The organism is Dietzia cercidiphylli, from assembly GCF_014145145.1.
Taxonomy (GTDB): Bacteria; Actinomycetota; Actinomycetes; order Mycobacteriales; family Mycobacteriaceae; genus Dietzia; species Dietzia natronolimnaea.
The window spans coordinates 1-13,532 of record NZ_JAALEA010000377.1; the positions used below are offsets into that span (position 1 = coordinate 1).

The window sequence follows — 13,532 nt, forward strand, 5'->3', positions numbered from 1 at the left end:
ACTGGACCTCGAGGTGGCGGCGGGGGAGATCGTCGCGCTGGTGGTCGAGCAGCCGGCCGCCGCCGACGCGGTGACCCTGGCGATGGCCGGCCACAGCGACGGGGCCGACGCCGTGCTGGTCGGTGGGCATCGACGCAGCAGCCTGGCCGCGGCGATCGCCGACCACGTCGTCGTCGCCCCCCACCGCGTGGATCTGTTCGTCGGCACCATCCGCTCCAACATCGCGATGCGCCACGACGGCGGGGGACACGGCAGCACGAGCGACGACGGCGGGGGTGACGGCGCACATCACGACGGCGAGGCCCACGTCCGCGTCCCGGTCTCCGACGACGTCCTCCGCGCATCGGCCGTCGCGGAGATCATCGAGCACCTCCCCGACGGCCTTGACCACGTAGTCCAGGAGGGGGGCCGCAACCTCTCCGGCGGCCAACGCCAGCGGATCGCGCTCGCCCGCGCTCTGCACGCCGACCCGGACGTGCTGGTGCTGCACGACCCGACCAGCGCAGTGGACGCCGTGACCGAGTGGGAGATCGCCCAGGCCGTGCGCCGGCTGCGTACGAGCCGGCCGGGGCGGTCGACGCTGATCGTCACCTCCTCACCGCCGTTCCTCGCGACCGCCGACCGGGTGGTCCACCTTCCGCGGAGCGGCGAGACGCACTCAGGCACCCATCTCGAGCTGCGCGAGTCGTCAGCCAGTTACCGGACGGCGGTCGACCGATGAGCAGCACAGACACCAGCGGTACCGGAATCAGCACCGCCACACACACCGAGACCGGTGCTGCAGAAGCGCCGGGCGCCGCCGGGGCCCTGGTGACCACCGGCACCCTGCCCCTGGCGAGCGGCCGCGAGTCCCTCGCCGTGCTGTGGCCGCTGCTCAAGGAACGCCGGGGATACCTCCTGCTGGTCTGCCTGACCGGCCTGGTCGCCTCCGTCGCAGGATTGGTGGCGCCGTGGGTGATCGGCTGGCTCGTGGACGTCCTGCCCGGAAGCCAGGACTACGCCGCGGTGTGGGTCGGTGCGGGGGCGATCGCCGCTGCCGGCATCGTGGGCGCCGCCTGCACCTGGGCCGGACAGGCCTGGCTCGCCCAGCTGACCGAGCCCACCGTGGCTCGGCTGCGTGAGATGGTCATGGACCGCTCCCTGCGCCTGGGCGCGGCGCAGATGGAGACCACGGAGACCGGCGACCTGGTCTCCCGCGTGGCCGAGGACGCCCGCGAGATCAGCCAGGCCGCTACCGCCGTGGTCCCGCTGGTGGTGCAATCGCTGTTCACGGTGATCGTGTCCGGGGTCGGGCTGGCCACGGTGGACTGGAGGCTCGGGCTGGTGGGCTTGGTCGCGCTGCCCATGTACTGGACCACGCTGCGCTGGTACCTGCCCCGGTCCGGCCCCATCTACGCCGCGGAGCGGGCCGCCTTCGGCACCCGTGCCAGCCGGCTCCTCGGCGGCATCACCGGATCCCGGACCCTGCACGCCTTTGATGCCCAGGACTCCGAGCTGGACCGGATCACCGGCGCCTCCGGGCGGGCGCGGGACCTGTCCATCCGGGTGTTCTACTTCGTCACCCGCGCCTTCAGCCGGAACAACCGCGCCGAGGTCACGGTCCTCGGGCTGCTACTGGTCGTCGGGTTTGTCCTGGTGGACGCCGGCACGCTCACCGCCGGCGCCGTGACCACCGCCGCGCTGCTGTTCCACCGACTGTTCAACCCGATCGGCGCGTTGGTGGGCATGGTCGACCAGGTCCAATCCGCCGGGGCCTCGCTGGTCCGGATGGTCGGGGTGATCACCATGCCAGTGCCCGAGCGCACCGCCACGCTCGAGTCGGCCACCGACCAGCACGGTGCGCTGGACCTGTCCGGCGTCAGCCACTCCTACGGCGGGGGAGCACCGGCCCTGATCGACGTCGACCTGACCGTCGCGCCGGGTGAGGTGGTGGCCGTGGTCGGGTCCACCGGTGCAGGCAAGAGCACCCTGGCGCTGGTCGCCGCCGGGTCTGTGGTGCCCACCCACGGGAGCGCCCGCATGGGCGGGGTGCCGCTGGCCGACGTCGACCCGCTGGCCCTGCGGCAGCACATCACCATGGTCTCCCAGGAGGTGCACTCTTTCGCCACCACCATCGCCGAGAACGTCCGTGCGCCCCGCCCCGAGGCCGGCCTCGCCGAGGTACGCGCGGCCCTGCAGACCGTCGGGGCGGACTGGGTCGATGACCTGCCCGACGGCGTCGACACCGTGATCGGGGAGGGCGGGCACCCGCTCGATCCGATGCAGGCCCAGATGATCGCCCTGGCCCGCGTGGAGCTGGCCGACCCGGACGTGGTGATCCTCGACGAGGCCACCGCCGAGGCCGGGTCCGCCGGTGCCCGACGCCTCGACTCGGCAGCGGCCGCGGTGCTGAAAGACAGGGCTGGATTGGTGGTGGCCCACCGGCTGAGCCAGGCCGCGACCGCGGACCGGATCCTGGTGATGGACCACGGCCGGATCGTGGAATCGGGCACCCACCAGGAACTGCTGCGGTCGGAGGGGCGGTACGCCGAGCTCAGTCGGGCGTGGTTCGGGGGAGTCTGACGGCCCGCGGGTCGGCTGGCACGCCGCGGCGCCGGGTTGCGCGCCCGGAATGGCGCCGCTGCGGGTCCGATCGCCCCGGTGGCCAGGAGAACCCCGACGACGACGACGAGGACGCGATACCCGCCGGCGGTGCGCGGTGACTCGGGGAGCATTCCGCGTACATGAGTTTTTTCTGGCAGCACCTTCACCGTGTGTTCTCCCAGACGTCGCCGGGGGACCGCACTGGGTCCCTACGGTGGTCGAGTCTGCTCGTGCACAACAGATCTCGACCGGCAGATCTCGACCGGCCAGGGAAGGACCGATGGACGACGACGCACGTACTGCGCTCGTGGACCTCCTCCTCGGTTCACTCGCCTCCGCCGGTGATCGCTTCGCAGGCGTCTGCTCCATCCTGGGCCCGTGGGGGTCCGGCAAGACCGCCATCCTCCGTGCCTTCGTCGACCGGGCGAGAGCCTCCGGTGCTCGCGTCGTCTACGTCACCTGCTCTCCCGAACACCGGGATACTGACGGAGCCGTGCTCGACCTGGTCCGCTCCGCGCTGGAATTCGACGACGGCGGTCTTCGCCACCCCTCGACCCCCGTGACCCTTCCGGAGCAGGGGCGGCCGATGGACTCACCCGACCAGGTCCTGGCGGCACTCGCGCCCCTCCTCGCCGACGGCCCGATCGTGCTCGCCGTCGACGATGTGGAGTACGCGGACCAGCATTCGCTCGCAGCGTTCAGGGACCGCGGGCCATGGCTCCGGCGGCAGGGAGCGATGGTCGTCTACACCTCGGGCGGGCCCTGGAATCCCGCGGCCCGGTCGGATTCCGTCCTGTCCGACGTCACCGACTATGTCTATTACGTCCCGCCGATCACCTCGTCGGGTGTCCGTGCGGCGCTCGCGGACGCCGGCGTCGACGACGCCCCCCTGACCGATGCCGTCATCGAGGGCGCGAACGGTAGTCCGGCTCTCGCCAGCGCGTTGATCGCGGATCTCGCCACATTGGACGGCTCGGGACCGCCCCTGCGGGCCGGGCGGGCCTACCTCCGCTGCGTCGATTCGGCCCTGCGCCATCTGGGGCCGGAGGCGGAGCAACTCTGCGGTCTACTGGCCATGGTTCCGGTCTGCTCCACCGCTTCCGCCTCGGCCCTCGCCTCGATGCTCGGGACGTCGAACGCCGAGGCCCGCACTCTGCTCGACGCGCTGGGCGCGGTGGGGGTGATCGACGGGTCGCGGTTCAGGATCGACGGCACCGCCGAGCACCTCCGCGCCGCCGCCGCGCGTGACGCGGATTCACCGACCGTCCGGTTCCTAACCGACAACCGTGCGCCCGAGAGCGCTGCCGTTCCGGTCGTGCTGGCCGCACTGCGCCGGGGGGACCGGGGCGCCGCGACGCGGGCCATCGCCGGGCTCGGATCCCGACCGATCCTGCCGACGCCGAGAGTGATCACCCAGATCCATCTGGCCTACGCCTGGTACTACGGGCGGTGGGCCGGCCCGGAGCGGGAACTGGTCCGCGATCTCACCCCCGCGCTCCTGGACCCGTGGACGTCGCTGATCGATGCGGTGACCCGTCCTGATGACGGCGACGTGGACCTGCAGACCGCTGTCGATCACCTCCTCGCCGACCTCCTCTCCGGGCCGGCAGTCCCCGAGGCGATCGCACACGTCGTGGAGGCCCTCGTGAGTCGCCGTCCCGACGCCGACCTCTCGGGATGGACGGCCCGCATCGAGGCGGTCGCAGAGGCCTCCACGGACCCGGTCGAGTCCGCGCTACTCCATACGGTGCGCGCCGCCACGCTCGTCCACACCGGGGACCGGCCGGCGGCTCGTCTGCTGGTCGACCGGGCGTTCCGGATCCTGCCGAGCGGGCGTTGGGGCGCGGCTCTCGGCTTCCCACTGGCGACGGGTCTCGCCGCGGCCGAGGTACACACCGCCGGTACCAGCGGCCCGTCCGGTCCCCCCGATCTCATGGCCACCACCTTCCACGACCTGCGCGTCCTCCTCGCCCGGGCACGGCGCCTGGCGGAGAACGGCGCGGTGTTGGCGGCGATGGGAGATCTCCAGGCCGTCGACCGTCTGGCCGTGCAGTGCGGGCTCGACGGACCCGTGGTGGAACGGGCTCGGGCCGAACTCGTCGCGCTCCGCGCCGGATTCCCCGGGTCGGTGCTCGGTGACACCGTTCCGTGGATGCTCCCCGGGATCCCGGGTCCGACGGGAGGGCGCGCGCCACGCGGCAGTGGACCCGACGACGAGGGGGACGACCACAGACTGAGCGGGGCGGAGCTCCGGGTGGCAGAACTCGCCGCCGAGGGACTGACCAACCGCGCGATCGGGCGACGCCTGCACGTGACCGTCAGCACCGTCGAACAGCACCTGACCAATGTCTACCGGAAGCTCGGAGTGAGCGGCCGGGTGGATCTCTCCACCGGGATCGCCAGGAGCCGGGCGGAGTACGCCGGACCCGGCCATCACCTTCACCCCATCGTGTTCCGACCACGCACCGACCCGTACCGACTCGAGGCCAAGGAAATATGACCCAAGGATCTGTGATGACGACCAAGCCCTGCACGATCTGCCGCGGACGAGTGCAGGAGTTCCACGACTTCGGCATGCAGCCGCTCTCCGACGCGTTCCGCCGCCCCGGTGACGAGTCGCAGGAGTACCTGTTCCGACTAGCCGTGGGCATGTGCCTGGACTGCACGATGGTCCAGCTCATGGAGGAGGTGGACCGCGACAAGATGTTCCACGAGTCCTACCCCTTCATGTCCGGCGGCTCGGCCGGGATGCGCGCCCACTTCGAAGGGGGCGCCACGAGGTTCCTGGAGAACACGACCGGCCGGGGAGACGACTTCGTGGTGGAGTTGGGGAGCAATGACGGGACGATGCTGTCCCACCTGGCCGATGCCGGCATGCACCACCTGGGCGTGGAGCCCTCGGCAGGGGTCGCCCGACTCGCCGTCGAGAAGGGGGTGCGAGTTCTCGGGGACTTCTTCGAGGAGGAGTCCGCCGTCCGGATCCGCGGGGAGCACGGGCCGGCCACGGTGATCTACGCCGCCAACACGCTGTGCCACATCCCGTACCTGGACTCGGTGTTCGCCGGTGTGAACGAGTTGCTGGCGCCCGACGGGATCATGGTCTTCGAGGACCCGTACTTCGGCGACATCGTCGAGAAGACCTCCTTCGACCAGATCTACGACGAGCACTTCTACCTCTTCTCCGCTCGGTCGGTACAGGAGCTCGCGCGTCGTCACGGCCTCGAGCTCGTGGACGTGGAGCGGCTCCCCGTGCACGGTGGCGAGGTGCGGTACACCCTCGCCCGGTCGGGGGCGCGGGAGGTCTCCGACGCTGTGACCGTGATGATCGCGGCAGAGGAGCGGTCGGGGCTGACGGAACCGGCGACCCTGGAGGCGTTCTCGCACCGGGTATCGGATATCCGCCGGGATCTCGACGCGGCGCTCACCGAGCTCCGGGCGCAGGGGCTCACCGTGGTGGGCTACGGCGCGACGGCCAAGAGCGCGACGGTACTCAACATGTGCGGGATCGGACCCGACCTGATCCCGAGGATCTTCGACAACACCCCGGCCAAGCAGGGTCTGCTCACGCCGGGGTCCCGGATCCCGGTGGTCGACTCGGCGGACTTCCCCGACCCGTACCCGGACGTGGCGGTCCTGTTCGCGTGGAATCACGCCCGGGAGATCACCGCGCGGGAGACCGGGTTCCTCGACGCGGGAGGACGGTGGCTCCTGTACGTGCCCAGGGTTCACGAGATGTCGGAACCCGCTCCCGAGCCGGTCCGTGTGTGAACCGAACAGTGTCTGAACCGGGCCATGTGTGAACCGAGCACCGTCGCGGTCCTCGGGGCCGGTGGCTACGTGGGCGGTGCTCTCGCCCGACGTCTCCACGGCCCCGGGGTCCGACTTCGGCTGGTGGGGCGCCGTCCACCCACAGTGGGTCCCGATCTCACGGCGGGTGAGGTCCACCGCCACGCCGCGGACGTCACCGACCCCCGGGCGGTCCGCGATCTGGTCGCCGATGCAGACGTGGTGGTGGTGTCGGTCCTCTACGCGCCGCACGGCAGCTGGCGGGACGCAGACGCCGACCCCGTGGCCGCGCGCAGGGTCAACGTGGGTGTCGTGGAGTCGGTTCTCGCCGCAGTCGGCAGCGCCCGTGATCCGGCTCTGCCACCGCCGGTCGTCGTGGTGCCGGGAACGGCCTCCCTGGACCACGCGGCCTCCCTCAACCACGCGACCTCCCTCGACTCCACGGCCTCCCTCGATCACTCGGCCCACGGAGAGTTCTCGCGGTACGAGCAGCACAAGGCGGAGGCCGAGGATCTCCTGATGGAGGCCACCCGGCGCGGGGGAGTGCGGGGGATCTCGCTGCGCCTGCCGACGGTCTACGGGTCGGCCGGGCCGGGTGGAACCGTGGGCCGGGGGGTCGTCGCGGGGATCCTGCGCACCGCGCTGGACGATCGGCCGCTGACGATCTGGGGAGACGGGAGCGCCGAGCGCGACCTCGTGCACATCAGGGACGTCGCCGACGCCGTCGGGAGGGCGGTCGCCGCCCCGGACGGGCTGGCAGGCCGGCCGTGGTCGATCGGCACCGGCGAGGCGGTCACGCTGACCCGGTTGTTCACCCTCGCCGCCCAGGCCGCCGCCGCTCGACTGGGCCGCACGCCGGTGCCGGTGGAGTACGTGGAACCGCCGGACGGCGCGACCCCGACCGACGCGAGATCCTCGGTGGTCGACCCGGGGCCGTTCTCCGAGCAGACCGGGTGGATCGCGAGCACCCGCCTGGAGGAGGGGCTCCGGCAGACGTGCGACGTGCTCGCTCGAGAATGAGGCTCGCCGGGTGGAGGCTGGGCCGCTACCCGGCGCCGAGCACCCTGCGCAGTTCGGTGATGACCCGGTCCTGGTCCCGCGGTGGGAGCGACGGGTACATGGGCAGGGAGAAGATCTGCTCCGCGAGGTGTTCCGTGACCGGGAGTGCGCCCCGCTCGACCCCGAGGTGCCGGAATCCGCTCATGGTGTGCACCGGCCACGGGTAACTGATGTTCAGCGAGATCCCGCACCGGCCCAGCTCGTCGATGATCTGGTCCCTGTCGGGATGCCGCACCACGTGCACGTAGTAGACGTGGGTGTTGCCCACGGCCTGCCCGGGCAGCACCAGCGGGGTGTCGCCGAGGCCCTCGCGGTACCGGCGCGCGATGTCGCACCGCCCGTCGATGTAGGCGTCGAGGCGGCCCAGCTTGCGGCGGAGGATCTCCGCCTGGACCTCGTCGAGGCGGCTGTTGTGTCCCGGGGTCTGGACGACGTAGTAGGTCCGTTCCATCCCGTAGTAGCGTAGTCGCCGCAGCTCGGCGTCCACCTGGGGATCGTCGGTGATCACCGCACCGCCGTCGCCGTAGGCGCCCAGGACCTTGGTCGGATAGAAGGAGTACGCGGCCGCCCGTCCGAAGGTTCCCGCCAGACGGCCGTGCTGCCGCGCGCCGTGAGCCTGGGCGCAGTCCTCGAGGACCGGGATCCCCCTGGAGTCGGCCAGGCTCATCAGCGCGGTCATGTCGACGCACTGCCCGTAGAGGTGCACGGGGACGATGCAGGCTGTGCGATCGGTGATCGCGGCCTCGACGGCGGTGACGTCCATGAGGTGGTCCTCCTCCCGGACGTCCACGAAGACCGGACGGGCACCGACCGCGTCGATCGCGACAACGGTCGGTGCCGCGGTGTTGGACACGGTGATCACCTCGTCGCCCCGCTCGACACCGAGCGCGCGCAGGCCCAGCACCAGGGCGTTGGTCCCGTTGTCGACGCCCACGCAGTGCCCCACCCCGTGGAATCCGGCGAACTCCTGCTCGAAGGCCTCGACGCTCGGGCCCATGACCAGTCGTCCGGAGGCGAACACCGTCTCCACGGCGTCGAGGATGTCGTCCTTCTCGCTGTGGTACTCCTCCAGGTATCCCCACACCCCGATGGTCATGATCCGGTCCTTTCGTCGATGGACGTCACGCGTGGGCGGCGACGAGGCTCGTCAGGCACAGCGCGATGCTGCGGGCCTGGACGTTGAGGTAGAAGGAATGCCGCATGAAGTCCGAGATCTCGTCGAGGCCGAACCACCGGAATCCGGCGGGGGCGGGCAGCCGGCCGTCGATCTCCACGACCATGTACCTGTTGCGCGCGAAGTAGAAGCGGCCGCCCTCCTCCGACTGGACCACGTCGAACCGGACGGACCCGGGCTCGGGGGACAGGAAGCGGTCGAGGAACGGCGGTGCGAGGCGCTCGGGGTGGCGCTCGAGGGTGTCGGGCTGGCACTGCACCGTCGGGCCGAGTTCCGCTCCGTCGGTGCAGCCCGGCTCGGTGCGCGAGCGCATCAGCACGCTCACGGTTCCGCCCTCGCGGGTCACCAGGGCCCCGACTATCCCGGGCCCCGTCGGGGCGAGCATCGGCTGGTGCCAGGACGAGACCTCGCGCCCCGTGGCGGTCACCTCCACGCCGAGGATCGTGAAGTGGCCCCCGCTGTCGTGGCGGATCATCCCGTCGTCGAGGCGCCACCGGGCTGTCTCGTTGAGCGGGATCAACTCGGCGGTCAGTTCGGTGCCCGTCCGCTGGTCGGTGATCCACGAGAGCGAGCCCGACCGCGCTCCTCCGCCGACCGTCTCCACCCCGGCGAGCGCCTCGGGCGGGGCGCAGGCGAGAACTGTGCGGGCGTCCATGTTGAGCAGATCGGGCACGTGGAGCAGCTGCAGGAGCAACGGGAGGCCCACCCAGCAGAAGCCCTCGCGCGGTTCGATGGCGTCCCGGGACTCGACGATCATGTTCCGGTTCCGTTTGCGGAAGAACCAGGCGCCCTGTTCTGACTGGCGGACATCCGCGAGCACCGACTCGGGATCGACGTCGCGGAAGTGCTCGAGATAGGGGACGGGGCGACCACCGTGAACGCGGAGGTAGTTGCTCCGGGTGGCCTGAACTGTCGGCGAGAGCTGGACCCCACCGGGGTTGCCCGGTTCGAACTTCGCCTGCATGAGGAACCGGGTGGGGCCGATGCGACTCCGGTCGGCGAGGATGCCGAGGATCCCGATCTCCGGTTGATGGATGATCGGCTGGTCCCAGGCGGGGACCGGGCCCGCCGGGTCGGTGACGCGGACGCCCTCGACGGAGAAGAACTTCCCGGACTCGTGGCCGAGGTTGCCGCTCACCGGGTCGAGGTGCCAGTTCCGCAGGTCCTCCAGCGGAATCGGCCGCGCCGTCATGGTCATCCGCTCGCGCTGCACGTCGAGCCATCCCAGGACCTCGTCCACGGTCTCGAAGCCGGGCATCCGCCGGGACCCCGTGGGGCTCACAGGGCCGACCCGATCGCCGGCGTCCGCCCGGCCGTCGAGCCTCGGGCCATGGCGTCGGCGCGCAGACTCTCCTCGTAGTCGGGGAGCATCCCCGATGCCTCGAGTTCCGCCGCCGACGGGGCGTTCCTGTCCCGTTCCGAGAGCACCACCTCCCGGGGATCGGGCAGGTCCAGGCCGATCTCCGGGTCGTAGAGGTCCACGGCGAGCTCGTCCTCCGGTACGTATTCGCCCGACATCAGGTAGACCATCCGGGAACCGTCGAGCAGGCTGTGGAACGCGTGCCCCACGCCCGAGGGGATGAGCAGGCACGTGAGGTCGTGGCCGTCCAGGAGGACGCTCTCGACGACGCCCCGGGTCGGGGACCCCACCCGGAGGTCGACCAGGTAGTCCCTCACCCGCCCCGCGGTACACATCACGTACTTGGTGGTCCCGGGGGGTGTCCGGGTGAAGTGGATGCCCCGGGCCACTCCCGCGCGGGACACGCTCGTCGCGCCTTGACGTAGTGCGAACATCCCGTCGGCACCGATCTCGTGCAGTTGCGAGTCGAGGAGGAACGGGGAGAAGTGCCCGCGCTCGTCGTCGAATCGTGGCGGCATCACCACGTGGGCTCCCTCGATGCCCAACGGTCGTGTACTCACGGCACTGCACCTCGATCTCTTCCGTGTCGGGACCAGCGTGCGCGGCCGGACACCCGGGTCACAACGGTGCGGACCGATGAGTGGGGTCGGAGTGGGGTGGGGCCGCGCCGCGATCGGGGTGGCGGCATCTCGAACCCCGGTCGCTAGGGGTCGCTAGGGGTCGGCGCGCTCTCCGCTCGTGGATAGCGTCGGTCGGGAACGAGTTCGGACGGCCGTGCGCCCCGCGTGTGCCGTGGAGCCGATCCCCGGACGGAGAACGACGAATGGCACACGTCCTCTACGTGGTCCACCCCGACCACGGTCACGTGATCCCCACCGTCGCGGTCGTGGGTGCTCTACTCCGGCGCGGCCACCGCGTCTCGTATCTGACGGGGCCGAGAACTGCCGCGATCGCTCGCGAGGCCGGCGCGGAGGTGCTCGAGTACGCCTCGGAGTACCGCGACCACGACTTCGGTCGGAGCGCGGGGGAGTTGGACTACCTCATGTCGGTGCTCCTCCGGGAGTCCTCGCTCATGCTCGACGCCGCGCGGGCCGCCTTCGTCACCGAGGTCCCCGATGTGGTGGTCTACGACACCTCGGTGTTGTTCTGCGGTCGTGTCCTGTCCCGGGTGTGGGACATCCCGGCGGTCCAACTCGTACCGATGTTCGCCTCCAACGCCCACTACTCCTATCTCCGGGCGATCGGGGCCGAGGAGCACGGCGGAGCGCTGCCGGAGTCGGAAGCCGCCCCGAGCTGGATCGACCCGTTCCTCGAGGAGGTGGCGGAGGTGTTGGCCGCACACGGGGTCGAGGAGGACCCCGCCGCGCTGTGGTGGGCCGCCGAGGAACCCACGATCGTGACGATGCCGCGGGAGCTGCAACCGGCGGGGGAGACCTTCGGCCGCGAGTTCACCTTTGTCGGCCCGTGTCTCGGGGACCGGTCGTTCCTCGGCTCCTGGCAGGCGGGGGACGACTCCCGTCCGCTGGCGCTGGTCTCACTCGGGGCGGTGTTCAACGACCACCCGGAGGTGTTCCGGATCTGCATGGAGGCGTTCCGTGACACGCGGTGGAGGGTGGTGATGACGACGGCCGACGCCCTGGATCCGGCGGAACTCGACGACGTTCCCGGCAACGTGGAGCTGCGCCGCTGGGTCCCGCACATCGACGTGCTCGCCCACGCGGAGGTGGCCGTGACCCACGGTGGCATGGGTACGGTGCTCGAGGCGCTCGCCACGGCGACCCCGATGGTCGTCACCGCGACCTCGGCGATGGACCGCGTCACGGGCAGGCGGGTCGAGGAGATCGGCGTGGGGCTCGATCTGGACCTCGCAGATCTCGACGCCGACCGCCTCCGGCACGCGGTCGAGCGGGTCGCCGGAACGGATTTCGGGCGCGCCGCCGCGGAGATCGCGGAGCGGATCTCCCGCGCTGGAGGGACCGAGCGCGCGGCCGAGGTGATCGACGCGGCGACGGCCATTCCGACGGTCGCGAGCCGGACATGACCGCCACCTCGCTGACCATCGGTGTCCTGGGGCCGCTGGAGGTCCGGGTGGACGATCACCTCGTGAACATCGGTGGAGCCAGGGAGCGCGCCCTGCTGTCGACGTTGGCCCTCGCTCCGGGAAGCGGGGTCACGGCGGAGCGGCTCATCGACGTGATCTGGCCGGCCGACCCACCGGAGACCGCCCGGGCGCAGGTCAGCACCTGCGTCTCCCGGCTGAGGCGCACACTGACCAACGCCGGGGTGGACGGACGCACCGTGGTGGCCACCTCCCCGGGTGGGTACAGGCTCCGTGGCGCCGACGAGCGACCGTCACCCGGCGCGGGGATCCGGGTGGACGCCGAGGTCTTCCGCGAGACCCTCGCCTGCGCTCGCGACGCCGCGACGGACCCCGAGGCGGTCGACTCCTACCGGGAGGCACTCGGACTGTGGCGAGGGGAGCCGCTCACCGAGTTCCACGCACTGCACGGTGACGCGCTCCGCCTCGGCGAGGAGAGACTCGAGGCCCTCCAGTCCTGCCTGGATCTCGAGCTCCGTCAGGGACGTCATCGACGAGTGGTCAGCGAGTTGCAGGAGCTCGTCTCCGACGAGCCGACCAGGGAGCAGCTGAGGGCACTGTTGATGCTCGCGTTGTACCGGTGCGGGGACCGCGCCGCCGCGCTCGACGCGTTCCGGGACGGGCGGCGACTACTGCAGGAGGAGATCGGGATCGAACCCGGCCCGGAGATCACCAGGCTCCACCAGCACATTCTCGAGGACCGGGTGCCCTCTCCGCGCGCACCGGCCATGCGGCCGGCACCACGGCCCGAGCCCCCCAGGCAATTGCCCATGACGCCTCGGCACTTCGTGGGACGCGCGGACGATCTGGCCTTCCTCGACTCCGAACTGCTCGACTCCGAACTGATCGGTTCCGACCTGACCGGTCGCGACCGGGACCGGGGGCCGCGCGGGGTGCTCCTCACCGGCGACCCCGGCGTGGGCAAGACCGCGCTCGCCGCCTACTGGGGTTCGAGTCGCCCCCACGCCCATCCCGACGGCCAGCTCTACGTGGACCTCGGCGAACCGGGCAGCACGACCCACGGACACCTGTCGCGGTTCCTGCGCGATCTCCACGTGCCGCAGTCCGACCTCCCGTCGACCGTCGGTGAGATGGCGGCCGTGTTCCGTTCTCGTCTGGCCGGCCGTCGCCTCCTCCTGGTGCTCGACGATGCCCCCTCGGTCGACGCGGTGCTCCCGCTGCTCCCGGCCTCACCGGGGTGCCAGGTCATCGTCACCGCCAGGGGGCCGCTGCCCGGGCTCGTCGCGCACACCGACTTCCGCCGCAGACCGATCGAACCCATGGACGAGATGGATTGCCTCGACCTGGTCAACTGCCTGACCGGAGGGTCCAGGGCGACCGATCCCGCCGATCTGTCCGCCCTGCACGACGCGACGGGAGGCAGCCCCCGCGAGCTCCGCGACCTGGTGGTCCGCGCCGTCGACCGCGGGGCCACCTCCGCGGCGGACGTGGTCGCCGTCGCCGTGGGGGAC

10 protein-coding genes are annotated in these 13,532 nt (G+C 71.3%); 7 read left to right on the plus strand and 3 right to left on the minus strand.

What is annotated here, in order from left to right; all coding sequences use genetic code 11:
- The 5 genes from G6028_RS17940 to G6028_RS13400 all read left to right on the plus strand — a co-directional run.
- A partial coding sequence (locus G6028_RS17940; protein ID WP_182659156.1) for an ATP-binding cassette domain-containing protein occupies positions 1-721 on the plus strand: 721 nt, incomplete at its 5' end.
- On the plus strand, positions 718-2,562 hold the full coding sequence (locus G6028_RS13385; RefSeq protein ID WP_182659157.1) for an ABC transporter ATP-binding protein: 1,845 nt from the start codon (positions 718-720) through the stop codon (positions 2,560-2,562). The genes G6028_RS17940 and G6028_RS13385, both read left to right, overlap by 4 nt.
- Before the next feature lie 301 nt (positions 2,563-2,863).
- Positions 2,864-5,083, plus strand: a complete 2,220-nt coding sequence (locus G6028_RS13390; RefSeq protein WP_241730757.1) for a helix-turn-helix transcriptional regulator — start codon at positions 2,864-2,866, stop codon at positions 5,081-5,083.
- Positions 5,084-5,097: 14 nt separating this feature from the next.
- Entirely contained in the window at positions 5,098-6,351 is a 1,254-nt protein-coding gene (locus G6028_RS13395; RefSeq protein WP_182659158.1) for a class I SAM-dependent methyltransferase, read from the plus strand.
- Between the two features lie 24 nt (positions 6,352-6,375).
- Complete coding sequence (locus G6028_RS13400) at positions 6,376-7,389, plus strand: NAD-dependent epimerase/dehydratase family protein (protein ID WP_182659159.1); 1,014 nt, start codon at positions 6,376-6,378, stop codon at positions 7,387-7,389.
- Positions 7,390-7,414: 25 nt separating this feature from the next.
- Here the strand turns inward: G6028_RS13400 and G6028_RS13405 are convergent, their stop codons facing one another.
- The 3 genes from G6028_RS13405 to G6028_RS13415 are packed head-to-tail and all read right to left on the minus strand — an operon-like array spanning position 7,415 to position 10,522.
- Positions 7,415-8,524 carry a DegT/DnrJ/EryC1/StrS family aminotransferase gene (locus tag G6028_RS13405; RefSeq protein ID WP_182659160.1) on the minus strand — a complete coding sequence of 370 codons (1,110 nt, stop codon included), beginning with the start codon at positions 8,522-8,524 and terminating at the stop codon, positions 7,415-7,417.
- 25 nt (positions 8,525-8,549) lie between these two features.
- The gene (locus G6028_RS13410) at positions 8,550-9,884 is read right to left on the minus strand and encodes an NDP-hexose 2,3-dehydratase family protein (protein WP_338404223.1); all 1,335 of its coding nucleotides are present in this window, start codon (positions 9,882-9,884) and stop codon (positions 8,550-8,552) included.
- Positions 9,881-10,522, minus strand: a complete 642-nt coding sequence (locus G6028_RS13415; RefSeq protein WP_338404224.1) for a dTDP-4-dehydrorhamnose 3,5-epimerase family protein — start codon at positions 10,520-10,522, stop codon at positions 9,881-9,883. The genes G6028_RS13410 and G6028_RS13415 overlap by 4 nt, the downstream gene beginning before the upstream one ends.
- Positions 10,523-10,785: 263 nt before the next feature.
- Between G6028_RS13415 and G6028_RS13420 the strand changes: the two genes are divergently transcribed.
- The gene (locus tag G6028_RS13420) at positions 10,786-12,003 is read left to right on the plus strand and encodes a macrolide family glycosyltransferase (protein WP_182659161.1); all 1,218 of its coding nucleotides are present in this window, start codon (positions 10,786-10,788) and stop codon (positions 12,001-12,003) included.
- A partial coding sequence (locus G6028_RS13425) for an AfsR/SARP family transcriptional regulator (RefSeq protein WP_182659162.1) occupies positions 12,000-13,532 on the plus strand: 1,533 nt, incomplete at its 3' end. The genes G6028_RS13420 and G6028_RS13425, both read left to right, overlap by 4 nt.

Bases quoted from the DNA above. Each gene is read 5' to 3' on its own strand.
- G6028_RS13385 (WP_182659157.1), top strand. From the start codon at position 718: ATGAGCAGCACAGACACCAGCGGTACCGGAATCAGCACCGCCACACAC.
- G6028_RS13395 (WP_182659158.1), top strand. From the start codon at position 5,098: ATGACGACCAAGCCCTGCACGATCTGCCGCGGACGAGTGCAGGAGTTC.
- G6028_RS13420 (WP_182659161.1), top strand. From the start codon at position 10,786: ATGGCACACGTCCTCTACGTGGTCCACCCCGACCACGGTCACGTGATC.
- G6028_RS13390 (WP_241730757.1), top strand. From the start codon at position 2,864: ATGGACGACGACGCACGTACTGCGCTCGTGGACCTCCTCCTCGGTTCA.
- G6028_RS13405 (WP_182659160.1), bottom strand. From the start codon at position 8,524: ATGACCATCGGGGTGTGGGGATACCTGGAGGAGTACCACAGCGAGAAG.
- G6028_RS13400 (WP_182659159.1), top strand. From the start codon at position 6,376: ATGTGTGAACCGAGCACCGTCGCGGTCCTCGGGGCCGGTGGCTACGTG.